Source organism: Psychrobacter submarinus (assembly GCF_904846685.1).
Lineage (GTDB): Bacteria > Pseudomonadota > Gammaproteobacteria > Pseudomonadales > Moraxellaceae > Psychrobacter > Psychrobacter submarinus.
The window spans coordinates 57024-82596 of record NZ_CAJHBQ010000001.1 but is presented as its reverse complement, the minus strand read 5'-3'; the positions used below and the strand labels follow the sequence as shown (position 1 = coordinate 82596).

Annotated in this window: 23 protein-coding genes; 17 read left to right on the top strand and 6 right to left on the bottom strand. The window is 44.3% G+C overall.

The genetic code is table 11. The annotated features are described in order from the left end of the window. Nucleotides 1-305: 305 nt before the first annotated feature. The 4 genes from fabD to lysM all read left to right on the top strand — a co-directional run bounded on the left by fabD (nucleotide 306) and on the right by lysM (nucleotide 3303). The gene (fabD, locus tag JMY03_RS00355; RefSeq protein WP_201599972.1) at nucleotides 306-1280 is read left to right on the top strand and encodes an ACP S-malonyltransferase; all 975 of its coding nucleotides are present in this window, start codon (nucleotides 306-308) and stop codon (nucleotides 1278-1280) included. After that, a complete protein-coding gene (fabG, locus tag JMY03_RS00350; protein ID WP_025644350.1) occupies nucleotides 1277-2005 on the top strand; it encodes a 3-oxoacyl-ACP reductase FabG in 729 nt (242 codons plus the stop codon). The genes fabD and fabG overlap by 4 nt, the downstream gene beginning before the upstream one ends. Before the next feature lie 309 nt (nucleotides 2006-2314). Further along, the gene (gene acpP, locus JMY03_RS00345; protein ID WP_025644348.1) at nucleotides 2315-2554 is read left to right on the top strand and encodes an acyl carrier protein; all 240 of its coding nucleotides are present in this window, start codon (nucleotides 2315-2317) and stop codon (nucleotides 2552-2554) included. Nucleotides 2555-2793: 239 nt separating this feature from the next. Next, nucleotides 2794-3303 (top strand): peptidoglycan-binding protein LysM, encoded by a 510-nt coding sequence (gene lysM / locus JMY03_RS00340; RefSeq protein WP_025644346.1) that lies wholly within the window; start codon nucleotides 2794-2796, stop codon nucleotides 3301-3303. Between the two features lie 90 nt (nucleotides 3304-3393). Here lysM and queG read toward each other — a convergent pair whose 3' ends face one another. Next, the gene (gene queG, locus JMY03_RS00335) at nucleotides 3394-4578 is read right to left on the bottom strand and encodes a tRNA epoxyqueuosine(34) reductase QueG (protein ID WP_201599970.1); all 1185 of its coding nucleotides are present in this window, start codon (nucleotides 4576-4578) and stop codon (nucleotides 3394-3396) included. A gap of 221 nt (nucleotides 4579-4799) precedes the next feature. Between queG and JMY03_RS00330 the strand changes: the two genes are divergently transcribed. Then, complete coding sequence (locus tag JMY03_RS00330) at nucleotides 4800-6620, top strand: NAD(P)H-hydrate dehydratase (RefSeq protein ID WP_201599967.1); 1821 nt, start codon at nucleotides 4800-4802, stop codon at nucleotides 6618-6620. Nucleotides 6621-6679: 59 nt separating this feature from the next. On the opposite strand, the gene JMY03_RS00325 is transcribed toward JMY03_RS00330, so the two are convergent. Next, nucleotides 6680-7171, bottom strand: coding sequence for a DUF4124 domain-containing protein (locus tag JMY03_RS00325; RefSeq protein WP_025644340.1), 492 nt, complete (start codon nucleotides 7169-7171; stop codon nucleotides 6680-6682). A 1062-nt stretch (nucleotides 7172-8233) separates the two neighbouring features. Here JMY03_RS00325 and JMY03_RS00320 point away from each other — a divergent pair. The 9 genes from JMY03_RS00320 to JMY03_RS00280 all read left to right on the top strand — a co-directional run bounded on the left by JMY03_RS00320 (nucleotide 8234) and on the right by JMY03_RS00280 (nucleotide 17211). Beyond that, entirely contained in the window at nucleotides 8234-9946 is a 1713-nt protein-coding gene (locus tag JMY03_RS00320) for an acetolactate synthase 3 large subunit (protein ID WP_201602033.1), read from the top strand. After that, the gene (ilvN, locus tag JMY03_RS00315; RefSeq protein ID WP_025644334.1) at nucleotides 9946-10443 is read left to right on the top strand and encodes an acetolactate synthase small subunit; all 498 of its coding nucleotides are present in this window, start codon (nucleotides 9946-9948) and stop codon (nucleotides 10441-10443) included. The genes JMY03_RS00320 and ilvN overlap by 1 nt, the downstream gene beginning before the upstream one ends. A 167-nt stretch (nucleotides 10444-10610) precedes the next feature. Beyond that, complete coding sequence (ilvC, locus tag JMY03_RS00310) at nucleotides 10611-11627, top strand: ketol-acid reductoisomerase (protein WP_025644332.1); 1017 nt, start codon at nucleotides 10611-10613, stop codon at nucleotides 11625-11627. A 474-nt stretch (nucleotides 11628-12101) separates the two neighbouring features. Continuing rightward, nucleotides 12102-12527 (top strand): hypothetical protein, encoded by a 426-nt coding sequence (locus tag JMY03_RS00305; protein WP_201599964.1) that lies wholly within the window; start codon nucleotides 12102-12104, stop codon nucleotides 12525-12527. Nucleotides 12528-12796: 269 nt separating this feature from the next. Continuing rightward, nucleotides 12797-13009, top strand: coding sequence for a cold-shock protein (locus tag JMY03_RS00300; protein WP_025644328.1), 213 nt, complete (start codon nucleotides 12797-12799; stop codon nucleotides 13007-13009). A 344-nt stretch (nucleotides 13010-13353) separates the two neighbouring features. Beyond that, nucleotides 13354-13947 (top strand): DUF421 domain-containing protein, encoded by a 594-nt coding sequence (locus JMY03_RS00295; protein ID WP_201599961.1) that lies wholly within the window; start codon nucleotides 13354-13356, stop codon nucleotides 13945-13947. A 333-nt stretch (nucleotides 13948-14280) separates the two neighbouring features. After that, a complete protein-coding gene (locus tag JMY03_RS00290) occupies nucleotides 14281-15030 on the top strand; it encodes an electron transfer flavoprotein subunit beta/FixA family protein (RefSeq protein ID WP_025644324.1) in 750 nt (249 codons plus the stop codon). Between the two features lie 161 nt (nucleotides 15031-15191). Beyond that, nucleotides 15192-16124, top strand: a complete 933-nt coding sequence (locus JMY03_RS00285; RefSeq protein WP_201558460.1) for an electron transfer flavoprotein subunit alpha/FixB family protein — start codon at nucleotides 15192-15194, stop codon at nucleotides 16122-16124. 274 nt (nucleotides 16125-16398) lie between these two features. Continuing rightward, on the top strand, nucleotides 16399-17211 hold the full coding sequence (locus tag JMY03_RS00280; RefSeq protein WP_201599945.1) for a 2OG-Fe(II) oxygenase: 813 nt from the start codon (nucleotides 16399-16401) through the stop codon (nucleotides 17209-17211). A gap of 18 nt (nucleotides 17212-17229) precedes the next feature. On the opposite strand, the gene JMY03_RS00275 is transcribed toward JMY03_RS00280, so the two are convergent. Next, the gene (locus JMY03_RS00275; protein ID WP_201599930.1) at nucleotides 17230-18024 is read right to left on the bottom strand and encodes a TrmH family RNA methyltransferase; all 795 of its coding nucleotides are present in this window, start codon (nucleotides 18022-18024) and stop codon (nucleotides 17230-17232) included. 128 nt (nucleotides 18025-18152) lie between these two features. Next, nucleotides 18153-19136, bottom strand: a complete 984-nt coding sequence (locus JMY03_RS00270; RefSeq protein ID WP_201599927.1) for a class 1 fructose-bisphosphatase — start codon at nucleotides 19134-19136, stop codon at nucleotides 18153-18155. A gap of 450 nt (nucleotides 19137-19586) precedes the next feature. Here JMY03_RS00270 and JMY03_RS00265 point away from each other — a divergent pair, with 450 nt between their 5' ends. The 3 genes from JMY03_RS00265 to JMY03_RS00255 all read left to right on the top strand — a co-directional run bounded on the left by JMY03_RS00265 (nucleotide 19587) and on the right by JMY03_RS00255 (nucleotide 22442). Then, nucleotides 19587-20660, top strand: a complete 1074-nt coding sequence (locus JMY03_RS00265; RefSeq protein WP_201599924.1) for an aspartate carbamoyltransferase catalytic subunit — start codon at nucleotides 19587-19589, stop codon at nucleotides 20658-20660. A 122-nt stretch (nucleotides 20661-20782) separates the two neighbouring features. Continuing rightward, nucleotides 20783-21964, top strand: coding sequence for a dihydroorotase (locus JMY03_RS00260; protein ID WP_201602031.1), 1182 nt, complete (start codon nucleotides 20783-20785; stop codon nucleotides 21962-21964). Next, nucleotides 21957-22442 (top strand): DUF2127 domain-containing protein, encoded by a 486-nt coding sequence (locus tag JMY03_RS00255; protein WP_227675433.1) that lies wholly within the window; start codon nucleotides 21957-21959, stop codon nucleotides 22440-22442. Before JMY03_RS00260 ends, JMY03_RS00255 begins: the two co-directional genes overlap by 8 nt. A gap of 129 nt (nucleotides 22443-22571) precedes the next feature. Here JMY03_RS00255 and JMY03_RS00250 read toward each other — a convergent pair whose 3' ends face one another. Further along, entirely contained in the window at nucleotides 22572-23849 is a 1278-nt protein-coding gene (locus JMY03_RS00250; protein ID WP_201599918.1) for a cation:proton antiporter, read from the bottom strand. 82 nt (nucleotides 23850-23931) lie between these two features. Then, a complete protein-coding gene (locus JMY03_RS00245; RefSeq protein ID WP_201599915.1) occupies nucleotides 23932-25554 on the bottom strand; it encodes a DUF2254 domain-containing protein in 1623 nt (540 codons plus the stop codon). Nucleotides 25555-25573: the final 19 nt, after the last annotated feature.

Genomic DNA, 25573 nt, shown 5'->3' with positions numbered 1-25573 from the left:
TATAGCGTGGTGGCTTGGCTTTTTGCTATTTAGAATTTGATGAACAATGTAGTCACCGTCTCATATATGGTGATTGTTTAATTGATATCATTTATTAGCGCTATAATAATCTGAGTACAGTTGTTAACTATGATAATTGAGCAGAGCAGTGTATAGTTTGCCCATGATTATGATGAATCATAAATGAATGAGCTATTATTTATTATTACAGACGATGAGCTGCTAAATACAATTTATGATAACTGACCCGTTTATTATATTTGCTTATTATCAAAAGCGCTTTTAATCACTAAGGAATATTGGCTATGGCATTAACGCCTGATACGATAACAACGAAGCCCCGTATAGCAATTGTCTTTCCTGGGCAAGGTGCGCAAGCAGTCGGCATGACCGCAGAGCTGAGCGAAATCTACCCGCAGATTCGTGATACATTCGCTGAGGCTAGCACTGTGCTGGGAGAGGATTTGTGGGCGATTTGTCAAGACGAGGATAAGCTCAACCAGACTCAGTATACTCAGCCTGCGCTATTAGCAGCGAGTATCGCTATTTGGCGTATCTTACAAGAAAAGCTGACTGAGGCGAATATTACTCCTTGCTACCTAGCGGGGCATTCTCTTGGAGAGTACAGTGCGCTGTGTGCTTCTGGAGTGCTTAGTTTTGCTGATGCGATACAGCTAGTACATAAACGTGGTCAACTAATGCAAGAGGCGGTTGCCGGTATCGATACTGCTATGGCTGCTGTATTAGGTCTTGAAGATAGCCGCGTCGAAACCTTATGTGAGCAAGCGACTGAGCATGTAGATGATGCTATTGTTAACGCTGCAAACTTCAATAGCCCTGGGCAAGTGGTGATATCTGGCAATGCGCTAGGCGTTGCTGCCGTCATCGACAAAGTACAGAACACGGGCAAAAAAGCGATACCTCTCAAGGTCAGTGTGCCTTCTCATTGCGCTTTGATGGAACCTGCTAGCCAAGCATTAGCCGAAGCTTTGGCAGCTATTAATTTCGATCAAGCGACGATTCCGGTGATCCAAAATCGCCATGCACGGGTCGAGACCAGTTCGCCCAGTATCAAGCAAGCGTTGACCGAGCAGCTCAGTGAAGCGGTGCTATGGTCAAAAACTATGCAAGAGCTCGCAGACAAACAAATCAATATTCTAATCGAATGCGGCAGTGGTAATGTACTGAGCAATTTGGCCAAGCGTCAAGCTCAACCGATTACCAGCTATCCAACGGACAAGCCTGCTCGTCTTGATAAATTAATGGAGGCACTATCATGAGTCGTACAATTACCTTAGTTTCTGGTGCTAGCCGAGGCATAGGCAAGGCGGTTGCCAAGCGCTTTGCTAAAGAAGGTCATTTTGTCATTGGTACCGCAACGACTGAGAAGGGCGCAGCCCTCATCGATGATTATCTGCATGATTCAGGTGGTATAGGTCGAGTATTAGACGTTCGAGACCCTGAACAAATCGATAAGCTGTTTGAAGAGATTGAGAGTGTCTACGGCGCGGTACAAGTACTCGTTAACAATGCTGGCATCACTAAAGACGGCTTGCTTATGCGTATGAAAGATGAAGATTGGGAAAGTGTCATCGACACTAACCTGACCTCAGTGTACCGGATGAGCAAACGTGCGGTTCGCGGTATGATGAAAGCGCGCCGTGGCCGTATTATCAATATCAGCTCAGTAGTCGCTAAGATGGGTAATGCTGGACAGTCGAACTACGCCGCGACTAAAGCAGGTCTTGAAGGTTTTAGCCGAACGCTTGCGCGCGAGATCGGCTCACGGCAGGTGACTATCAATTGCGTGGCACCCGGTCTGATCGAAACGGATATGACGGACGAGCTTGACGAGCGTCTGCTCAACTCTATGTTAGATGCAGTGCCTATCGGGCGTTTGGGTCAGCCAGAAGATATCGCTGCTGCGGTGTTGTTTTTAGCAGGTGACGAAGCCAGTTATATCACAGGAGCGGTCATTCCAGTCAACGGTGGCATGTATATGTAGTGCGCTGCACTGATATACTGTGCTTATATGTAGTGCGCTACACTAAGCACAAAAAGTTAAATATTAAAAAGTTACATTAGCACAATAAAAAACTGTGTGAACGAGTGTAAACTCTAATAAATGCTGTTATAATAATGGACACTTTTAGGCCAAACCCCTGTATTATAGCAATTGGTTATTCGGGTCAAAAACTGATAATGATATCGAGCTATCTGTAACCAGTCAGCACTATCACAGTTTAACTAAGCCCTTAACGCTTCAGATAATTGCTATAATTCCCAAATTGATAGACACTAAGGAGTACTTTGTATGAGCAATAACGATATTGAGCTAAGAATAAAATCTGCCGTAGCAGAGCAGTTAGGCATGAACGTTGAAGATATCAAAAACGAAGCTTCATTCATGGAAGACTTAGGCGCTGACTCTTTGGACTTAGTTGAGCTAGTTATGTCATTTGAAAGTGATTTCGGTATCACTATCCCTGATGAAGACTCAGCAGAATTGACTACAGTACAAAAAGCTATCGATTACGTACAAGCCCAGCTGTAATATGGTATCAGTTTGCCCTATTATCAGCGAGCTGCTGCGCCGTTTATCTTAATAGATAAGCGGTTTTTTTTGGCTCGCATTTTATGACTAGCATTGATATTAAGCTAAACCCATTCCATAAGGTGACATAAGTTTTCATAAGTTTAACATTACTCAACATACCGCTACTATGCAAAACTATAGCCTTTGTTATACTCATAAAGTAAATAATAGATAACAACATCAAAAGGAGTAATTAGATGGGAATGTTCAGTTTTGCAAAAGACATTGGTGATAAGATTTTTAATCGTGATGATGACAAGCACGATGCAAAAAAAGAAACTCAAGCAGACGCTAATACCCCAGTAAAAGATAACGAACCATCGGCGCAGTCGGTGGCGAATATTTTGCTGCGTCGTATTCAGCAGCAGAATCTGCAGATCAGTAATTTAAAAGTCAAATATAATGGTTCTACTGATACTGCTGAAATCAGCGGTAATGCAAAGACTCAAGCGGACCGCGAAAAAGCGATTATTGCTATTGGTAACGTCCAAAACGTAGCAAAGGTTATCGACAATATCGATATCGAAGAAGATGCGCCAGAATCTACCATGTACACAGTAAAATCAGGTGACAGTCTCTCAAAAATCGCTCAAGACGTTTATGGCTCATCAAGCGATTATATGAAAATATTTGAAGCTAACAAACCTATGCTGTCAGATCCAGATAAGATTTATCCCGGTCAAGTACTGCGTATTCCTAAGCCATAATGCTGCCAACTTATTTTTAACCCATTAACTGGGTAAAAAGTAATATTTTGATGAACGCTTCTTATTTAATAAGAGGCGTTTTTTATTGGTTTAACTTGAAGGGGTAGTCTTGTTAGCGGTTAATTTGCTAGTTTGCTCTTCTATAGCCCAGTGAATATGCTCATCCAAAACGTCATTGTGTTGACCAAGTCTAGATTTTAATTGCTCAATATTAATATCATCAGCAGTGGCATTGCCTAGACCGATAGCGATATTACGCAGAAAGTTCACATAGCCGGTACGGCGTAGCGGGCTGCCTTGGGTGTATTGTAAAAAATCCGCCTCGCTCCATTGCCAAAGCTCAAGCAGACTACTACTATCGAGTTTATGCCTTGGGGCAAAGTCCTCAACCGTTGTGAGCTTGGCATAACGATTCCAAGGGCACATCAGCTGACAGTCGTCGCAGCCAAACACACGGTTGCCAATAGCGCGGCGATATTTAACATCAATAACGCCGTCATGCTCGATGGTCAAATAAGAGATGCAAGCGGCTGCGTTGACCTCATGCGGACCCACGATAGCCTGAGTAGGACAAATATCAATACAAGCGCGGCAGCTACCGCAATGCGCGGCAACCGGCTGATCATCAGGTAGCTCTAGACTGATAAATAGCTCGCCCAACACAAAAAAAGAACCGGCTTGTTTATTGAGCAACAAGGTGTGCTTGCCGGTCCAGCCAAGGCCAGCAGCATCAGCGATAGGCCGCTCAAAAATAGGCGCAGAGTCGCTAAAAGGCCGAAAGACAAAATCACTATTTGCACCAATATCGTCTCCAATAGCTAGTTGCTGCCATTCTGGCAGCATCGCTTCTATCCTCAAAGCCAGTTGTTTGAGGCGACTGCGCATGGTCTTGTGATAGTCGCGCCCGCGAGCATAGCGCGCAATGATACCGTGGTTTGGGCGATCGTCATCTTCAACGGTGCGCGGTTTAGGCGTTTCAGTCAAATAGTCCATACGCACGCTAATGATAGTCTTAGCGCCTTCTACCAACTGCTCAGGATGAGCACGCAGGTGGTGATTGCCATGCATAAACTGTAACTGTCCTTCATAACCTTTCGCTAACCAAAGCTGCAACTGCTCAAGCTGCTGCGCAAATAAAGGATGCTGCACCGATATAAATCCGCAATCGGCAAATCCTAAATCTTGCGCTTGCGCCTTAATCCACTGCTTTATCTCTTCAGGCGAAGAAAAGCTGGGTTTGTCAGTACTAGGGATAAGGCTAGAAGATGGTTTCATAGGATAAGATAAGTGGCCTGTATGATTGAGTAAACGGATAATTGAGTAAACGGATAATTGAGCGAACGGATGATTAAGTGAACGACAGCTATTATGCCATGACAAGCCGCTCTGACCCAAAAAGATAGCATAATACTGATGATATCCATACAGAAGTGGCCTTCGACATTTGCTACCCTTATTCTCATCTATTTGTACTCTAAGCTTTATAAGGATTATCTATGCCTACTATTAAAAAGTCACTTTCAAGTCCTGCAACGCTGCCCATCGCTTTGTATACTAGCTCGCAAGTCTATGCTATAGAGCAAGATTGGTTTGCTGATGGCTATAGCAGTTTTGCTTTGATGCAGCAGGCCGCTTGGCAGATGGCGCAGCGCATTATAGACGTTGACGATATCGTGCAAAGTCAAAAAAGTCGCAGGCTGAGTCATGAGGATACCCACCTCACAGCTCAGCAGTACAATAGAGACAAGCGCGCCGTTATTTGGGCGGGGCAAGGTAACAATGGCGGTGATGGCTGGCTGATTGCTTTATATTTACAGCGGGCAGGCTGGCAGGTCAAAGTTATGACCGTTGGCATGGCCGCTATCGACAAAGAAGAGAATAATGACTCAAACAATAGCGATGAGACAGAGCAGGTCAGTGATGCTCTTAAAGCCCAGCGCTTAGCACTGACCGCTGGTTGCTCTTATCTACGTTTTGAAGATCAGGGTTTTAAAGATAAGGAGTTTGATGAGAGTGACTTCCCTAGAGCAGATGTCTATATCGATGCGCTCTTTGGTATCGGCCTAGATCGCGCACCAACAGGTATTTATCAGCAAGCGATTACCACTTTTAACCGGCTGACTGAGCGTGACTGTGCTTTGGTAGTAGCGGTAGATGTTCCTAGTGGTCTTGTGGCTTCAACAGGGCAGGTGTTTGAGCGTTTGGCAGTACGTGCTGATATTACTTTATGCCTTGTCGCGCGTAAACTTGGTTTACATACCAAAGATGGTAAAGACTATGCTGGTGAAGTTTTGGACATTCCGCTCATACCTATCACTTCTAAACCTATCATCTCTAAATCGCCTGCGGCTACTTTATTACAGACCGCTTATGCTTTAGCGCCGCGTCAACAAAACAGCTATAAAGGTAGTTATGGTCACGTGTTAATAATAGCTGGCAATCGTGTGGATGGCTCGCAAGGCATGGGCGGCGCAGCGATTTTATCAGCATCAAGTGCTATGGCAACTGGAGCCGGCAAAATTACGGTAGCTTGTCACGACGCTTTTCATGGAGCACTACTGACCTCATTACCAGATGCAATGACTATCGATCTGCACGATGTTAAAGGTGTCAAAACCTTGATTAAAGATGCTAGCGTTATCGCTATAGGCATGGGACTTGGCCGAGATGATAAGGCTAAAAATTTATTTATCGCTTACCTAAACGCGGCCATCGAAGCGGATAAAGCTATAGTCATTGATGCGGATGGTTTGTACCATTTAGCGACCTTACAAAGTGATGAGCATGAGTTAGTTAAAGCACTAAAAGCACATAGTACTCAGCATAAAGTGTATCTGACGCCGCATAGTGGCGAGGCGGCTATGCTATTAAATAAAGAAATTAGCGAAATAGAAGAAGATCGCTTAACCGCCATCAAGCAAGCTGCGGATCAGTATGGTGGCAATTGGGTGCTAAAAGGAGCAGGGACGCTTATATTAGAGCAGAATCTACATGATAAAAATAATAATAAACCGAAGGTATATGTCTGTGCTACTGGCAATGCAGGAATGGCAACGGCGGGCATGGGCGATGTGTTATCAGGAGTATGCGCAGGGCTGTTAGCGCAGCTAGACTTGGCCGATGAGGCGCGCAGTCTCAGACAGGCTGTGCTTGTTCACGGCTTAGCAGGTGATGCCTTACTGAATCAATTAACAAGTGATAAGGCTGGCGTTGCTAGTGGCTTATCGCTGAGAGTAGGGCAGCGCGGCATGCAGGCGCAAGATATGCCAGCGGCTGTTCGCTCTGTGATGGAGGCCTTAATAGTACCTCATCGATAATATAGGTTTTTTCAAACCGTTTATAAGCTCGCTTAGTATATTGAGCGAGCTTAGTTTTGTTAGCTACAATACTGGCTAATCGCTTGTTGTACTCGTTCACGCTTGAGCTCAATCTCACGGCTGTCTAGATATTCGCGATTACCACTTGCGTCCATCTCATAAATGCGCCCACCCACATTGAGGTTAGTTAAGTTATTACGTAGTGATTGGCAGCGCTGGGCATTGGCGTTGGCTTCTTGTTCTTTGATACGAGCCTCAAGCTGAGCGACTCGCTGAGCTTCAGCGTCTTTAGGGGCAGTATCTGGACTATCGCTAGTTCTATTAGCCATTTGGCCGGCATCAGTTTGACGACCATCACTGCGAAACTCAATCATCTCAACGTTTTCGCCATTATGCGGGGCGTGTTGGCTATATTTAATCTCCCCATGCGCTCCAATAGACTTGTAAACCTGAATCGCATGACTGGCATTCATAGACAATAACAAAATACTACAAGTCGATAAGCCAAAAACAAGCTTAGAGGCGATAGTTGTCAAGGGGGCGTAAGCCATTTTCAGAATCCTTTTTGCCAATGAGAAAACAGGAGGTGTTTATCTATCGATATCTATAGGTAAGCATTAAAGCCTAGCCACATTATACATAATTAAAAAAGCTTAGCTCAATTAAAAAGCCTAACTTCATTTTAGTAAAAATCTTTAAAACTAAATACCAATTATTTTGTTTCAAAGGGAGTTGTAAAACTTATAGTTGGGCTTAGACTTCATAAGTTTCTCTTGACAATAATAGCCAAAACAGTGACTATAATAACAGTTGGTCAGTGAGCGGCATTTATAATTTTGCCGTAGCACTTGAGAACAAAGTCTCTTAGGCTGCTTATCGGTGGCTTGATAGCTTTATTTTCTTTGTGACAGTAGCAGAGCAAGGATAGCGGTCATTCATTGGCCTATTGTTGATTGTGCTATTTGTCTCCGGACTTATCGGTCTACAATGACTAAGATAAACTTATTATTTTTAACCCTTTACCGCCAAGTCGGTTTGTTGCCATGAGTAATGGCGTATCAATGCTACAAACTAGTTTTGATGCCATAAGCTTAAAAGGTGAATCGCTTACGCAAAGACACTAAGAGGCAATTATCATAATTGTTATTAGTGAGTTTGAGCTCTTTTATCTTTAGCGGTTCAGTGACTCATTAGCCTTTATTGGTAGTAACGCACTATTGGTATTTGGTTGGTATCTAAATAATAAGCCTCTTTTATAGATGCATTCGCATCTAGTCATCATATATCGATATACCTCTTTAAGCTGACCTTAAAATGGCTGTGTTCAAGTAGCAAGCTGCTTTATGCTTTTTATAAAGCCAAGCTGTTTTTGCATAGTGAGTAGATACTCTTCTATGGACAAAGATAAGCACAACTTTGGGTAGTAGATGTCGGCACAATAAGTCTTTGTGCTCTGATCTATACTCATAAAAGCTGCATCTGCGCTGTAAATAAAGGTGATGATAGTGACGCAAACTACGCAAAGTCCGAATATGACCGGACACACGCAAACGGCTAACGCCGCCAAACATTTTGAAGAAAAGCAACAGCAGCTAGCTGAGAATGAGCCTGTCATGCTCTCTGGCGCTGAGATGCTAATACAAGCGCTGACTGACGAAGGCGTTAAGTATATCTTCGGTTATCCCGGCGGCGCGGTTCTACATATCTATGATGCGCTATTTCAGCAAGAAGTCATTGAGCATATTCTAGTGCGTCATGAGCAAGCGGCAGGCCATATGGCCGATGCCTATTCGCGAGTGACAGGCAATACGGGTGTTGTGCTCGCCACCTCTGGCCCAGGCGCGACCAATACGGTAACGGCTATTGCCACGGCCTTTATGGATTCAGTGCCAATGGTAGTCATCTCAGGACAGGTCCCTAGTAGCCTAATTGGTGAAGATGCGTTCCAAGAGACTGATATGGTTGGGGTCTCGCGCCCAATCGTCAAGCATAGCTTTCAAGTGCGCCATGCCAGCGAAATCCCTACCATCGTCAAAAAAGCCTTTCATATCGCAAGCTCAGGTCGTCCAGGCCCAGTCGTTATCGATGTGCCAAAAGACATGACAGCGCCGAGCGAAAAATACGTTTATGAGTACCCAGAATCGGTATCCATGCGCTCTTACCAGCCATCACAAAAAGGCCATGGCGGTCAGATTAAACGCGCGGTCGAGACTTTATTAGCGGCGAAGCGCCCAGTGGTCTACTCAGGTGGCGGCGTGATTTGGAGCAATGCTTATGAAGAGCTTCGCGATCTTGCGCACCGTTTGAATCTGCCTGTGACCAATACGCTAATGGGTTTAGGGGCTTTTGATGGTACCGACGAGCAGTTCCTCGGGATGCTTGGTATGCATGGTACTTATGAAGCCAATATGAGTATGCATCATGCTGACGTCATCCTAGCGGTAGGAGCGCGTTTTGATGATCGCGTCACCAACAATGTCAAAAAATTCTGCCCGAATGCGACGATTATTCATATTGATATCGATCCGGCTTCTATCTCAAAGACTATCTTCGCTCATGTTCCTATCGTTGGCGATGTCAAATCTGTCTTGACTGATATGCTTGATAGCATTGGACATGATAAAGAGCTTGATCAGCCAGCATTAACTGATTGGTGGTCACAAATCAATGAGTGGCGTAAGCGTCATGGCCTACGTTATGACACTAGCACCGAAAATGGTATTAAGCCGCAAAGCGTCGTACAAGCTTTAGACAAAGTGACCAATAGTAACGCTATTATCACAAGCGACGTCGGCCAGCATCAGATGTTTGCCGCGCTGTATTATACCTATAGAGAGCCGCGCCAATGGTTAAACTCAGGCGGCCTTGGCACTATGGGTGTGGGCTTGCCTTATGCTATGGCAGCCAAATTAGCTTGTCCAGATCGCGACGTGGTATGTATCACCGGTGAGGGCTCTATTCAGATGAATATCCAAGAGCTATCCACATGCTTACAGTACAATCTGCCTGTCAAAATCTTGAACATCAATAACGCGCAGCTTGGTATGGTTAAGCAGTGGCAAGACATGCTATATGAAGGTCGTCATGCTCAGTCCTACATGAACTCTTTACCTGACTTTATCAAGCTCGCTGAGAGCTACGGGCATGTTGGGATCAAGATTACCGATCCTGAAACCATGGAAGCACAGTTAGCAGAAGCTATGGCGATGACTGACAAGCTAGTATTTATCGACGTCTATGTAGATCGCAATGAACATGTTTATCCGATGCAAGTGGCTGGACAGACGATGCGTGATATGTGGCTAACCAAAGGGGAGCGTACTTAATGCAACAACCACATCTGATCTCGGTATTAATGGAAAACGAAGCAGGGTCGTTGTCGCGATTGGTCGGCTTATTCTCGCAGCGCGGCTATAATATCGAGACTTTGAACGTCGCCCCAACTGATGATCCTACAATCTCGCGTTTGACGCTAACGACGATCACGTCTCCAGAGAAAATAGAGCAAATCACTAAGCAGTTGCATAAGCTTATTGAAGTCGTTAAAGTGCTTAACTTATCCGAAACAGTTCATGTTGAGCGTGAGCTGATGCTGATTAAAGTGCGCGCGACTGGTAATGTCCGTGAAGAGATTAAACGTAGCGCAGATATCTTTCGCGCGCAGATCGTCGATGTCAATGCCAGCTTATACACCATCCAAATCGTCGGTGATAAAGCCAAGCTCGATGGTTTCATTGAGACTATAGGCCGTGAGCGCGTACTTGAAGTCGTCCGCTCTGGGGTGATAGGTATTGCCCGCGGCGAAAAAACGCTAAGTATATAAAACTCATTTTAAGTTTGATATCGAAATTAACACTGTCAGTTATCAGGACTTTAAAACTGATAACTTAAAATTAACAACAAGCTTATAGCGTACAATCAATGAATACATTGGCGATACTATAAGTGTTACTAGCCATGGCTCTCCATGATTAAGGAAAAGGACTCTGTATGAACGTTTTTTATGATAAAGACTGTGATTTATCTATCATCCAAGGCAAAAAAGTCGCTATTATCGGTTATGGCTCACAAGGCCATGCCCATGCGCTAAACCTGCAAGACTCTGGCGTAGACGTCACAGTTGGTCTACGTGCTAACTCAAGCTCTCGCAAAAAAGCTGAAAACGCTGGCTTAAAAGTCGCAGACGTCGCTGAAGCGGTAAAAGCCGCTGACGTGGTCATGATTCTGACGCCTGATGAGTTCCAAAAAGAGCTGTATAAAAATGAGATCGAACCAAATATCAAAGAAGGCGCAACGCTAGCGTTCGCTCATGGTTTTGCGATTCATTATAATCAAGTCGAGCCGCGTAAAGATCTTGATGTCATCATGGTCGCGCCAAAAGCGCCTGGTCATACCGTGCGTAACGAGTTCACTAAAGGCGGCGGTATCCCTGATCTTATCGCTGTCTATCAAGATGCCTCTGGTCAAGCCAAGCAATTAGCTTTATCTTATGCAGCAGGTGTGGGCGGTGGTCGTTCAGGTATTATCGAGACAACTTTCAAAGATGAGACGGAAACGGATCTATTTGGCGAGCAAGCGGTACTTTGCGGCGGCGCAGTAGAGCTGGTCAAAATGGGCTTTGAAACCCTGACCGAAGCTGGCTATGCTCCAGAGATGGCTTACTTTGAGTGCTTGCATGAGCTCAAACTTATCGTCGATCTCATGTATGAAGGCGGTATCGCTGATATGAACTACTCTATCAGTAACAACGCTGAATACGGCGAATACGTCACAGGTACCGAGGTCATCAATGAGCAATCACGTGAGGCGATGCGCAATGCGCTAAAACGCATCCAGTCAGGTGAGTATGCCAAGATGTTCATCTCTGAGGGCGCAACCAACTATCCATCAATGACTGCGCGTCGTCGTAACAACGCTGAGCATCAAATCGAGATCACTGGTGCCAAACTACGCGGCATGATGCCTTGGATCGGTGGTAACAAAATCATCGATAAAGATAAAAACTAAAGCCAACCTGAATAAGGTGTCTTTGTAGTTTTGGGACTTAAGTTTTAAAGTCTAAGTCTTTAAAGTCTAAGTCTTTAAAGTCTAAGTACTTAAAATCTAAGTACTTAAAATCTAAGTACTTAAAATATAAGTTCTAAGATTTTAGTTTCAATCAAAATACTAACCCATGCTATCCGCTCGATGGCATGGGTTTTTTATAAGTAAAAAGTTTATAGTAGAAAAAGCGCCGTCTAGTCCAACAAGGATCTTGAAAACGAGTAGACATTGCCTCATATAAGCACTCAGCTTAGTCTCTGAATCAGTATTTGTAGTGCTCGATATGCTTTTTAAGTCGTTACTGCATGAGTCATTATCATGATTACTATGAATGTATGGTTTACAACTATCGATCTAAAAGCGCGATTTATGTGCTTCTCTCCAGACTAAGCAAAAAATAAGACAAAACTAAATTTAATGTTAACTATAGGTTGTGTTGTGCAAATATCAAATCCAGACTGGCTAACGCCGCAGTTCGTATATGTTACTCTTAGCGCCGTAGTCGCTGTTTTGATTTGGATTGAGTGCTCAATGCTCAAGCGCAGTGACGGTAAGCTACCTAAGTCAGCGCTATTTAAGTTCAGCTCATTTGCAGATACCGCTTGGTTTTTTGTCTCAACTATCGCTTTGTACGCTATAGATTTAGCACCACTTGCTGTGGCTGTGCCCGCCGCTTATGGTATCTATACTGTTTTTGGCTGGATATATGGCACGCGACTACTAAAGCGCAAAGGCATTCCAGACTCACCTGCAGATTTGGTGGTACCCGTCAAATATATAGCGTATAGCCAATCTTTTGCATTGATATTCTTCGCTCTGTGTTTATTAGTATTAGCGTCACCTTGGTTACCTATAGCAAGTTAAAGCTTGTCTATTATGTATGGACATAAGACTCACTCATTGGCAAGGAATAACAATTAAAACTTTACAAAAATACCTAATTTAACCTGTCACTATTGATAAAAACTGCTATAATCGAAGAGTGCTCATAGGCTGTAAGCCAATAACGGTAAGCAATCGCTAAGATAAATTATTGTGTTTGGTTAAGGGTTCAATCCAAAAGCAGATGGGTATTTATCAATTAATCGGTGATGACTGATGTCGCACCAATCGTTTAAGAGTTAGGAAAAATTATGTCTGATAAAGTTGAAGGCACCGTAAAGTGGTTTAATGAAGCTAAAGGCTTTGGTTTCATCGCACAAGATAATGGCGGTCAAGATGTATTTGCTCATTACAGCGCTATCCAAGGTAGTGGTTTCAAAACACTAGCGGAAGGCCAAAAAGTGTTATTCGTTTTAGGTGAAGGCCAAAAAGGTCCACAAGCTGAGCAAATCGAAGCACTATAAGTGTATTTACTATAGGGGATAACTGATATCAGTTACTCTTATTTATAGATCTACACGCACAAATGACTATGTTGTGAGAACAACAAACCTATTGTTTAGACTGTATAGCAAAAGCAACCTCTCATCGGGTTGCTTTTTTTTGTCTAAATTTTGGATAAATTGTACAAAAGGCTATCTGCAAATACCTCGATAGCGCTTTGAGAGACAACCGTTTTTGAATTAAAGCATTACTTACTCATGTTCAACAGTTTGCAGGAGATAATAAAAAGAAAGTAACAAGCGAATCTTGTCTGATATCTTACAATGAATGTCATCTACAAAAACAAAACGACTAGGATAAGAATATGGATTGGCAAACTTGGTTTTCGATTAATTGGCAACAAGTTGTCGGTATAGCACTGTCAGTTATCGGCTTTTATTTTTGTCTGATATTGTTTACTCGTATTGTTGGTTTACGTAGCTTCTCGAAGTTATCGAGTTATGACTTGGCTATGACTGTCGGTATCGGTAGCATATTGGCATCAACCGTATTGTCAAAATCAACGTCGCTGCTGCAAGGCGTGTTTGCTATTGGGATGCTGTTCACGCTGCAAGCAGTACTCTCCATCATTAGACGAAAGTTCAAGCCATTTAAAGCGCTTATAGATAATCAGCCTATTATCTTGATGGCGAATGGAGCGTATCTTTATGACAATCTAAAAAAAGCAAAGCTTAGCGAGAACGATATCAAACAAATCCTACGTAAAAATGGCATAAAATCTAAATCAGAAGTTTTTGCAGTGATTATGGAGACGACAGCTGACATAAGCGTTATAAAATCCAGCGATACCAGTCCTGATTGGTCGCTATTTGACGATATTCGCGATAATGAGATTTTGGTAACGACCTACGATAATGGTATTGAGCAGCAAAGTAGGGTAGACGTATTTTCGAAATAATAACAAAACGTTAAGCAATTTGCAGGTGACAGATGCTATAAAGGGTACTAATAACAAGGCTTTAGGAAAACGAGCAAAGCTATCATTGTTTTAATTATAGTATTTATTCAAATGCTTATAAATTTATGACCCATTATTCACGGCGTCATCTTGACCTAAAAGCCTTGCTCACGCAAGATAGTCGGGTCTTATAAGCTAAGCGTAAATATTTACCACATCCCAGTTTACTGACTATAGTAAACTTATGTGTCAAAGGTAAGATTAATAAAAGTAAGATCTATATTAGCCATCAATGAATGGCTTTAATTCATAATATTCATAAACGAGGAACGTATGAAAGCATTAGTCGCGGTCAAGCGTGTCATTGATTATAACGTAAAAGTTCGTGTCAAAGCTGATAACTCAGGTGTCGACTTATCGAATACTAAGATGTCTATCAACCCATTTGATGAAATCGCTGTAGAAGAGGCAGTACGCCTAAAAGAAGCAGGCGTCATTGATGAGATTATCGTCGCGTCAATCGGACCAAAAGAGTCACAAGAGCAGATCCGTGCAGCTTTAGCACTAGGTGCTGATCGTGGTGTACTCGTCCAAACTGATGAAAAACCATATCCGCTACAAGTCGCTAAAATCTTAAAAAACATCGCTGAGAGCGAGAGCACTGATATCATCTTGTTAGGTAAGCAAGCTATTGATGATGACAACAACCAAACCGGTCAGATGCTAGCGGCGCTGATGGGCGTAGGTCAAGGTACTTTCGCTTCAGAGGTCAAAGTAGAAGGCGATAAAGTCAACGTCACTCGTGAGATTGATGGTGGTTTGCAGACCGTTGCTTTAGATCTACCGGCTATTATCACTACTGATTTACGTCTAAATGAGCCACGCTATGCTAAGCTACCAAACATCATGAAAGCAAAGAAAAAGCCACTTGATGAAAAGACACCAGCTGATTTTGGTGTAGATATGGCATCTAAGCAGCAAATTACTAAAGTTGAGCCGCCAGCAGAGCGTCAGGCAGGTATCACTGTGAAGTCTGTAGATGAGTTGGTTGATAAGCTAAAAAATGAAGCTAAAGTAATCTAATATTGACTATATATTTGGCAAAGTGATATGCATAGTTTCTTTTAAAATCCGTCTGATTAAAAGATAGAGTAGGGACTGAAGAATAAGACATATCACAAAAGCTGCCATCATAGATATTAAAGCACATAAACGATTACGCGAATATATAAAGGACAAAAACAATGGCCATTTTGGTATATGCAGAACATGACAATGCCAGTCTAAAAAAGGCAACCTTAAATACTATCGCTGCGGCAAAGCAAATGGGCGATGACGTCCATGTATTAGTCGCTGGCAGTAGCGCTCAAGCAGCAGCTGATGAAGCAGCAAAAGCTGAAGGTGTTAGCAAAGTCTTATTAGCGGATAATGCCGCTTATGAGCATCAACTAGCCGCAAACGTTGCGCTATTGGTAGCTGATATTGCTGGTGATTACAGCCATATTGTTGCCGCTGCGACCACAACCGGTAAGAACTTTATGCCTCGCGTTGCAGCGCTACTTGACGTTAGTATGCTGTCTGAGATCTCAGCAGTAGTAGACGCGCATACTTTTGAGCGTCCTATTTATGCTGGTAACGCGACTGCGACAGTGAAAACCTCAGAAGAAAAAGTAGTTGTCACTGTACGTACGACCGCTTTTGACCCAGTAGCAAGTGAAGGTGGTTCAGCCTCTGTTGAAACCATCGATAATGTACAAGACGCAGGTAAGTCAAGCTTCGTTAATGAAGAGATGGCAGCCTCAGATCGTCCAGAGCTGACTTCAGCTGGTATTGTCGTCTCAGGTGGTCGTGCCTTGGCAAATGGTGAAAACTTCACTAAATACATTGAGCCATTAGCAGATAAGCTAGGCGCTGCTATCGGTGCATCACGCGCCGCTGTAGACGCAGGTTATGTGCCAAACGACATGCAGGTCGGTCAAACAGGCAAGATTGTTGCGCCGCAGCTTTATATCGCCGCTGGTATCTCTGGTGCGATTCAGCATTTAGCAGGTATGAAAGACTCTAAAGTTATCGTTGCGATCAATAATGACCCAGAAGCGCCTATTGCTAGCGTTGCCGATTACTTCTTAGAAGCAGATCTATTCGAAGCTTTACCTGAATTGACTAGCAAGGTATAAAGCTCAACGCTTTTGACTACTAAGAAACTTAATTTGTATTATATAAGCCCTGCTATCATATAGCGGGGCTTTTTATTGAGCTGACTATTGGACTGATTATTAGACTAAGATTATATATTGAGTCGACCTTATAATTTATAAAAATCCACTTTATAGTAGTTTGAAGTAGTGTTGGTTAGGGTGGGGTTATCGGATAGAGGCTGCGTTTAGGCTACTATATGACTCTACAATGCTATTGAGATAATTGTCACGGACGAGAAGGTAGAGAATCAGTATGAATGCAATTTTACAGTTAGAACCGACTTGGCAGCAGTGGATCGCAAACAATATAAATCGCGGCGTCGCTTATCATAAAATCATTAATACGCTTTTTGAGAGAGGTTTTTATGGCGCAGCCTATGAGCTAATGTCGCAGCAATCAGGTACGATCAATATTCCTTATATGGGTATGAGCCATAACTCGATAGTGCTGCCGGATAAGACGGTGAGACTGGCATCGACTTTTTACCCTCCCTTTGTCGCCGTCATCGAAGGCTTCTTAAGTCATAAAGAGTGTGATCAACTGATAAGCAGTTCTGAAGGTAATATGCGAGACTCTCGAGTTGTGAGCCCTGTCGATGGTACTTTTGCAGAGCACGATGCCAGAACCAGTAAAAGCCACGGCTTCCAGCGCGGTGCTACGCCTTTGATAACGACAATAGAAAATAGGATAGCAGCCCTATTACATTGGCCAGTGGTTCATGGAGAAGGGTTACAGGTTTTAAAGTATGGTAAGGGCCAAGAATATCGCCCACATTATGATTTTTTTGATCCTAAAAACGCAAATTATCAAAAAAACATCGGTAAAGGCGGTCAACGCGTCGGTACTTTGCTGATGTATCTATCGGATGTCGAGGCGGGCGGTGGTACTAACTTTCCAAAGATAAATCTAGAAGTCAGACCCAAAAAGGGCATGGCATTATATTTTGCTAACACCAAGTTTGATGGCAGTATCGAACCTTTAAGCTTACACGCAGGCATGCCAGTAAATAAAGGCACGAAGTTTTTAGCCACTAAATGGCTACGAGCAAACCCTTACGTCAGCTAGCGTGGAGTTTAAGGAGGTTTAGCTATATTGTCTTTGCCTTAACGTTTCGTATAGACATAGCGACCCTGCGATAGCCACATTTAAGCTCTCTTGACCATTGGGCTGCGGTAGCGCAATAGGGGTCGCGCACTGCATGAGCTCATCACTCACCCCTTGGCCTTCGTGTCCCATTATCCACGCAATAGGGCTACGTAAGTCATAGTCATAAATCAAGGTATCTGTATGAGAACTAGTCGCAAGTAGCGGCGTCTGTACTTGCTGCAAAATATCTGCTATAGCTAAGTTTTCGTAGATGTTCAGAGCAAACTGAGCACCCATGCCGGCTCGTAGGGTTTTGGGCGACCATGCCTGCGCGGTGTTCGTGCTACAAAGCACGGTCTCGATACCGACCGCCGCGGCCGTACGAAGTAAGGTGCCTACGTTACCACTATCTTGTACATCATTTAAGATCAAGCAGTCATGATCAATTGTAGGCAGAGCTGGGGCCGGTATATCGATTATTGCCATAATATCTACGCCTGCCCCTAAGCTGCGAATGCTGGCATAGAGCGAATCGGCGACAGTCAAAATACTGGTATAAGTAGGCAGGCGAGCTAATAGCTGCTGCACCTCAGGGTGGCTGTGTGCGGACTGCGCTAATAGCACTTGCACTAAGGGGTAGTCACTGCGCAGAGCTGCGTCCATTAAGTGAATGCCCTCTATGACCGTTTGTCCTTGCTTTTTTCGCTGGCGAGCTTGAGTTAAGAGTGCTTTGGCCAGCTTTACGGTTTGGTTCTTATCAGAGGTAATCAGCTCAATAGGAGTAGAGGTCATAGCAGCCTGCTTAAAAGGTGATAATGAAAATAAAAACTACAAAGGCGATAGAAATAGAGCCAGTCAAAGGGCCGCCGATAAGGTTGATCTCAGTAACTCCTTATCAGCGTTACTTTAGCTAATTAAGCTTACGACTCATTATGAGCGCTATGGAGCTGTTTGACATAAGCGACTTCGTTTTTGCTACCGAGCACCACCGGTACACGCTGATGGATATCGGTGGGTTCGATATCTAGTATACGTGTGATAGCGTCGGTTGCCATGCCGCCTGCACGCTCTATAAGTAAGCTCATCGGATTGGCTTCATACATTAAGCGCAGTTTACCGGCTTTGTTGGGGTCTTTAGTGTCGAATGGATAAGTAAAAAGACCGCCGCGGCATAAGATTCGGTGCACATCGCCGACCATGGCCGCAACCCAGCGAGTATTAAAATCGCGGCCACGAACGCCAGTCTTGCCAGCGATTAGCTCATCGATATACTGCTGCATAGGCGGCTGCCAATAGCGATAGTTCGAGGCATTGATAGCATACTCGCTAGTATCCGCTGAGATCTGTACTTGCTCTTCGATCAGCAAATAGTCGCCGCTATCGGGATCTAAGCTAAACATAGCGACGTTATCATCTATAGTCAAAGCAAGAACCGTAGAGGTGCCGTACAATAGATACCCTGCTGCTAGTTGTTGATTGCCAGCTTGCAAAAAGTCTTCATCAGCGCTGACTTGACCTTGACGCTGATAAGGCAAAATAGAAAAAATAGTACCCACTGCCATATTAATATCGATGTTCGATGAGCCATCTAGAGGATCAAACAAGATAAGTAGGCTACCATCCTTATTGGCAGGTGTAGCGTGATCGAGCTCTTCTGATGCTACTCCAGCACAATGTTTGTTATCTGCTAAAGCTTCTAGCAATAAGTCATTGGCTAACACATCGAGCTTTTTTTGTTCTTCGCCTTGCACGTTTTGATTACCCGCTTCTCCTAGGATATCCGCTAGCGCGCCTTTTTGAAGCAGTTGTGAGATCGTCTTACCCACATCAGTAACCGTCGTAATAAGCTCAGTGACCGCAGGGTTTGCGGAGTGGTGGTTTAGATATTGTGCTAAGGTCATCATAGGGTTTCCTAGGAGATGTAAAGGTAGAGGTTAAAAGTATAGGGTAGCGTAGGTTCAACATACTCTAGATACAATATAAGTAACTATTATGATAAGTAACTATTATTTTATTCTTATCTAGCGCTATCTGGACTTGCAAAAACTATTAAAAAGGCAATAATGCTTCACGTCATAAATGAGCGTGATAAATAGATAATGCGGGACCCTTGTACGACTACAAAAATCAGCTACACTATCGCTATGACGGACATTACTACTGATTTGTTATTATCATTATCGACGACAGCAATGCAGTCACGTAAAGTGTAGCAAATAAGTACTACAAAGTCTTTTTGTCTGCGATTATAGGCTTGCTGTTTGCTTACAATATTATCGCTTAGAGCCTTTAGATCTATATTAAACTTATTTTATAAAATCTTTCTACTACATCAATAATAAAGATTCGTGACTATGCCAACTTCTAATGATATCCGTTCAACCGTCAATATCTCGCCCACAGACTACGCTAAGGTCGATCCTCGCGCTATCCATAAGCAGCTCGATATTTCGCTGAGTCGCCCGCAGCTCAATGATGATGGCAGCATTCGCCACTTCTTAGGAGTGGAAGGACTTAATAAGGCGCAGCTTCAACGCATCATCGCTAAGGCCGAGACTTTTATCGATGAAAAAGGTCAATTGTTAAACCGGCCTGAGCTTGAGGGTTGTACGGTCATGAACTTGTTCTTTGAGCCCTCAACGCGGACACGCACCACCTTTGAGGTAGCTGAAAAACGTCTGGGCGCTAATGTGCTCAATATCGATATTGCGCGCTCAAGTACCAAAAAAGGGGAGAGTTTACGCGACACGCTATGGAACTTGCAAGCGATGACCGCGGATATTTTTGTGGTGCGTCATTCGGCCTCAGGGGCAGCGCATTTTATGGCTACAGAGGTCACCCCAGATATTGCCATTATCAATGGCGGTGATGGCTGGCACGCGCATCCGACCCAAGGTATGCTCGATATGCTCACCATCCATCGTGAAGCGCCGCGCCCATTTGAAGAGCTATCGGTGGCGATTATTGGCGACATTAAACACTCAAGAGTCGCGCGCTCAGATATTAGTGCGCTACAAACGTTAGGGGTCAAGGACATTCGAGTCATTGCGCCGCGCACACTTTTGCCTAAAGGTATTGAACGTTTTGGCGTAAACGTCTATGAGGATATGAATGAATGCGTGGCTGACTGTGATGTCATCATGGGGCTGAGAATACAGAACGAGCGGATTGGCTCGCCGCTACTGGCCTCATCGAGTGAGTACTACAAACATTATGGCATCACCCCTGAGCGCGTGGCGCTAGCGAAGCCTGATGCCCTCATTATGCATCCGGGGCCGATGAATCGCGGCATCGAGATTGCCTCTAGTGTGGCAGATGGCGCCCAGTCAGTGATCCTAAAGCAGGTCAGTAATGGGGTGGCTATTCGTATGGCGGTATTGGCTTTGGCGATGGAAGGACAGCGCGCGCACCAAGCAGCTCGTAGCTAATCTCATTTAGTAGAGTATAGGGTCAAGCCCTAGTATCTTACTATGCTATTTTATTCTTATTTATCCCGCTTATTGATACGGTAATAACGCTCATGACAACCCTCACAAGTTCAGACACTCAAATGCACGACTTACTCCCAGAAGCTTTCAAAAAATCACTGCCAAGCACGGCGACAGCTCAGTTAGCAACATTGACAGCCGATCGCGAGATGTGGGTACTACCGCCATTAGTAGATCTATGCGCGCGTCTGCGCGAGCCGGGGCAACAGCAGCATGGCACACTAATCTCAGAGGGTCGTGCTGCTCGCGGTAATGGCTTTTTGCATGTGGTGATTCCGCCGGATACCAACCCTATCTTAGAAAATGGCTCACTGCTTAAGGGTCTGCGTGAGCGCGCGCTTGAAGATGGCGGTATTTATTTGCATATCCTTGGGGCTTTGACCGAAGGCTTAAGAGGCGATAATCCTTCTAACATTGCCGGTCTAAAAAAAGGCGGCTGTATCGCTGTCTCTAATGCCCGCCAGCCTTTCGCTAATGATTTAGTGCTATTGCGCACCTTGGAGTATGCCGCCACTTTTGGTCTAAAAGTGTTTTTTTATCCTGATGAGCCGAGTCTGTCCGGTGAAGGGGTCGCACATGAAGGCTACATTGCGTCTTATCATGGTCTGCAAGGTATTCCGTGGATCGCTGAAACCGTTGCCCTATCGAAGCAGTTATTGATGGTGGAGGAGACGGGTATCGCTGCGCACTTTAGCCAATTGTCTTGCAAGTCTTCAGTGGAGCTGATGCGCTGGGCAAAAGATAAAGGTCTGCCGGTGACGTGCGATGTAGCTATGCATCAATTGTATCTCACTGACGATAACTTGGAAGGATTTAATGCTCAAGCTTACGTGTTGCCGCCGCTCCGTAGTAACACCGATCAGCAAGCGCTGCGCCGTGGTCTACAAGATGGCACCATAGATGCGATTTGCAGCCATCACGAACCTCTTAATGCAACTGCCAAAAAAGCGCCTTTTGCTGAGAGCACTCCAGGTATTTCTAACTTTGATACTTTTATGGCGCTTGCTTGCCAGCTGGTACGCGATGAGATCTTAACTCTAGAGCAACTGGTCGATAAGATGTGCCTTAATCCTGCCAAAATTGCTGGTATCAGCGCGCAGTATGAAAACACTGGCGGCGCAATTTTAGTCGATCCGAATGTAGAGTGGCAAGTGACAAGCGAGACGATGCTGTCTAATGGTAAAAACACTCCGTTCTTTGCGCAGCAGCTGCAAGGCCGAGTTGTGGAGACTTTCTTTGTCTAACATAGCTAGGCAAAAGACCAGCGCGGCTAGCGAATCGATAAAAGCGGTCGCCATTTATGAGATTGTTAAAGGCGTGGGCGCGCTACTAGGTGCCGGAGCATTATGGCTATGGCATAGCGATCTTGAAGAGTGGTTAGCGACTGCAACGCACTCTTGGCAGCAGTACTTTGGGCAGCTATTAGCGCCGCAGGTTGACAGTGTCGTTGCGATTGCGCAGCGCGCCAGTCAAAATTGGCCATTATTTTTGCTGTTTATCTGTGCTTACGCGAGTATTCGTTTTATCGAGGCGTATGGCTTGTGGCAGGATAGGACGTGGGCTTATTGGTTTAGCGTGCTTGGTTACGGTATATTTATCCCGGTTGAAGTGTACTATCTCATCACTAGCGCTTTTGACTGGTTTAAGTTATTTATCATCGTATTAAACATTATCATTGTCATAGTGGTTTATCGTAATATGAAGCGTAAAGGTTTAATATAAAAGTGCTGCTAGTCCTTGAGATGTATTTTGTATTCATAAACGGAGCAGCTATGACTAAGAATTAGAGTAATAGCTGCTTTTTTTATCTAATTTTACTTTATATCGATTTAACTGCTAGGCAGTTCAAACTTATGAGCCAGCTTTTGAAGGCTTATCATGCCCAATACTTTTTGCGACCCTGCCGACACTCAAGCCTTGTACTAAAATTGAAAATATAACCACCGCATAGGTTAGGGCTAATAAAATGTCACGCTCAGCGCCTATGGGTAGCTGCAATACTAAGGCGACGGATATACCACCGCGCAAACCACCCCAAGTCAACACTTTCCAAGCGCCACCTGGCAAGTCCAGCTGCCGACTAAAGGTCTTTGTGGTCATACCCACGACAATAAAGCGCGCTAGTAGCGCAATGATAATGGTCAAGCCGCCAGCGATAAACAAATTACTAGAATAAGCAATCATTACAATCTCAAGGCCGATTAAGACAAATAAAATAGCGTTCAAAATCTCATCAATCAGCTCCCAAAACAAGTCAACATAATGACGAGTCTGATCACTCATCGCTAATGCACGACCGCGATTGCCTAACATCAGACCCATCATCACCATCGCGAGCGGCCCTGACAGGTGCCAATAGCTGGCGAGCGCATAACCACCGATGACACCAGCTAAAGTCAAGAGCACCTCTTCTTGATAGCTATCGATGCTCTTGATTAAGTAATACAAAATCGCGCCTAACACTAAGCCAAAAACGATACCGCCACCAGCTTCAACCGCTAGGGTGTGCGCCACATAATTAGCCGTTGGAATATCACCACTGGTCAGAATTCCAAGCAAAATGACAAAGATAACGACGCCGATACCGTCATTGAATAATGACTCACCAGCAATAACGGTCTCTAAGCTTTTGGGCGCGCCAGCAGAGGCCAAAATACCCATCACAGCGATAGGGTCGGTTGGTGAGATTAAAGCGCCAAACAATAAGCACCAAATAAAAGGCAAGCTAAAACCTAGTAGCGGCAGCATCAAATAAATCGCTGTCGCAATAAGAAGTGCTGAGACAATAGTACCGATACAAGCCAATATACCAATAGGCAGCTTATAGCGGCGCAAGTCACTAATATTGACATGCAAAGCGCCAGCAAATAGCAGCATAGAGAGCATGCCGTCGAGCAAGACTTCGGTGAAATCAAGCTGCTCTAATAAACTGATCTCATAATCGATCAGCTGATCGAAACCCAAAAACCCCAAAAATATCGCAAAGATTGACAGCAAAATGGATATCACCATCACCCCGATAGTGGTGGGTAAACCAATGAAACGGTGGTTAACGTAGCTTAAAAGCGCAGTTATCGATAAGAAGATAGCGCTGATCTCAAGGATGCTTAGGCCGGAGGTAGATGCCATAAAATTGTCTCAGATAGGTATTAAAGTAAACGAATTAACATAAAAGCCGCGATGTGTTTTACCGCGCTAAAGCGGCATTAAGTTATCTCGACTGGCTCTCTAATGCTTTGCTAATATGTCTGTCAAAGGTGCTGGTATAAGTAAAATACTGATGCTGCGCATCTTCACTTTGGATAAACTGCCGAGCTTGCCAGCACATATCGAGTAAATCTGTTGTCAGCTCATCATAAGCCAAGTTTTGTTGACCGGCCGCTTCAATGAGTTTTAGCTCATGCAGCAAGGACTGGCGCTGCGCGCTATTGACTCGAGCATAGTTAAGATCGGTTAGCGCTTGGCAAAGCGCTTTGAGCACCATCAGATCAGCAGTCGCATAACGGCGTATCTCACCCAAAGAGGTGTCAATAAAGTCAGATATCTTTGGCGTTTTAGTCACCACTGCCAAGGTAGACGCCCGCGACTGACTCACCGTAACCTCATTGATATCTTTATTACGCGCCGGATGATAGAAATGATAGGGACTTGGCGGCTGACGGCGCATCATAAGACTTAAGCAAGAGGACAAGGACTGAATGCAGTTCACTGCTGTTTTGGGGTCGTTGATACCAGGAGATAAAGCGCGTATGGCAATCTCAGTGATCTGTCCTAGACTGTAGCCGATATCGTTATTATGTGATGGGCGCTGTTCTAACTCAATACCAGTCGCAAAACGCTGCCAAAACAGTGCGTCAGGAGCGCGCGGCATAATGGCTAAGTTTGAGGTTTTGGTCTTTTGTAAGTAGCTATCATCTCTAGCAGGGCGCTGATAAAAATAGCCCATAATATTCTTATCGGTGACAAAGCTGCCAAGGTTCGTCTGTAATCGGATTATCCCGCCGTAGTCCTTCGCTAAAATAATTAAGGCGTCAATATATATCTGCTGCAGATAACCTGAGGTTGGAGCATAGATGGGCGCAGCTGCCCAAGACAAATAATCATCGATATCCTTATCTGCGGCATCGCGCTGATGCTCGATGTCGCAGGTCTCGCTATACCAATAATCAATATTAGCAATAGCATCATCACTAGCGCCTTGAATCACATGCGAAGCTTGAATCGCATGGACCATATGCTGAATAAAGTACACTAATAATAAAGCGCAAATAATAGCCATAACAATGGCAAAAGTTACTGCCAGCTGCGGAACCCCGAAACTCACGTCAAACTTATGAATCGACTTTAAGACCAAAAGGCTATAACTAAAAGTGCCGATAAAGGCCCCGAGCACTAACTGATTAGAAGTGTCAGTCAAAAAGTTCCGTAGTAGTCTAGGGCCAAATTGTGAGGACGCCATGGAGAGTACAGCGATGGTGATAGAAAAGGTAGTACCCGCCACGCCAAGTACAGCGCCTGCAATCGATGTCATAATAGCGCGCGCGGCATCATCATCACCGGTAAACGCGAAGCTGATGTCTCGAACCGTCTCACGATCTAAACGCTGATCGATAGAGATGAGTAGGGGCGCTAATAGAATGCCTAGGAGTACAAAGGAGGTCGGGATAAACCAATAAGTACCTAGCAGCCGCTCCCAAATGTTTTTTAGACGATCTGGCAGGCTCGTTAGGTTCTGCTTTGATAAAAGACTCGTAAAGTGCTTAACGCTATGTAAGCTTATAGTGATAAAACGATGCAGTAAGTTTTTGTGCTTATTATTGGTATGGTCACTCACTGCCGCAGACTCCCTATTG

Excerpts from the sequence above, each read along its gene's own strand:
- fabD (WP_201599972.1), top strand. The coding sequence starts at position 306 with ATGGCATTAACGCCTGATACGATAACAACGAAGCCCCGTATAGCAATT.
- fabG (WP_025644350.1), top strand. The coding sequence starts at position 1,277 with ATGAGTCGTACAATTACCTTAGTTTCTGGTGCTAGCCGAGGCATAGGC.
- acpP (WP_025644348.1), top strand. The coding sequence starts at position 2,315 with ATGAGCAATAACGATATTGAGCTAAGAATAAAATCTGCCGTAGCAGAG.
- lysM (WP_025644346.1), top strand. The coding sequence starts at position 2,794 with ATGGGAATGTTCAGTTTTGCAAAAGACATTGGTGATAAGATTTTTAAT.
- queG (WP_201599970.1), bottom strand. The coding sequence starts at position 4,578 with ATGAAACCATCTTCTAGCCTTATCCCTAGTACTGACAAACCCAGCTTT.
- JMY03_RS00330 (WP_201599967.1), top strand. The coding sequence starts at position 4,800 with ATGCCTACTATTAAAAAGTCACTTTCAAGTCCTGCAACGCTGCCCATC.
- JMY03_RS00325 (WP_025644340.1), bottom strand. The coding sequence starts at position 7,171 with ATGGCTTACGCCCCCTTGACAACTATCGCCTCTAAGCTTGTTTTTGGC.
- JMY03_RS00320 (WP_201602033.1), top strand. The coding sequence starts at position 8,234 with ATGCTCTCTGGCGCTGAGATGCTAATACAAGCGCTGACTGACGAAGGC.
- ilvN (WP_025644334.1), top strand. The coding sequence starts at position 9,946 with ATGCAACAACCACATCTGATCTCGGTATTAATGGAAAACGAAGCAGGG.
- ilvC (WP_025644332.1), top strand. The coding sequence starts at position 10,611 with ATGAACGTTTTTTATGATAAAGACTGTGATTTATCTATCATCCAAGGC.
- JMY03_RS00300 (WP_025644328.1), top strand. The coding sequence starts at position 12,797 with ATGTCTGATAAAGTTGAAGGCACCGTAAAGTGGTTTAATGAAGCTAAA.
- JMY03_RS00295 (WP_201599961.1), top strand. The coding sequence starts at position 13,354 with ATGGATTGGCAAACTTGGTTTTCGATTAATTGGCAACAAGTTGTCGGT.
- JMY03_RS00290 (WP_025644324.1), top strand. The coding sequence starts at position 14,281 with ATGAAAGCATTAGTCGCGGTCAAGCGTGTCATTGATTATAACGTAAAA.
- JMY03_RS00285 (WP_201558460.1), top strand. The coding sequence starts at position 15,192 with ATGGCCATTTTGGTATATGCAGAACATGACAATGCCAGTCTAAAAAAG.
- JMY03_RS00280 (WP_201599945.1), top strand. The coding sequence starts at position 16,399 with ATGAATGCAATTTTACAGTTAGAACCGACTTGGCAGCAGTGGATCGCA.
- JMY03_RS00275 (WP_201599930.1), bottom strand. The coding sequence starts at position 18,024 with ATGACCTCTACTCCTATTGAGCTGATTACCTCTGATAAGAACCAAACC.
- JMY03_RS00270 (WP_201599927.1), bottom strand. The coding sequence starts at position 19,136 with ATGATGACCTTAGCACAATATCTAAACCACCACTCCGCAAACCCTGCG.
- JMY03_RS00265 (WP_201599924.1), top strand. The coding sequence starts at position 19,587 with ATGCCAACTTCTAATGATATCCGTTCAACCGTCAATATCTCGCCCACA.
- JMY03_RS00260 (WP_201602031.1), top strand. The coding sequence starts at position 20,783 with ATGCACGACTTACTCCCAGAAGCTTTCAAAAAATCACTGCCAAGCACG.
- JMY03_RS00250 (WP_201599918.1), bottom strand. The coding sequence starts at position 23,849 with ATGGCATCTACCTCCGGCCTAAGCATCCTTGAGATCAGCGCTATCTTC.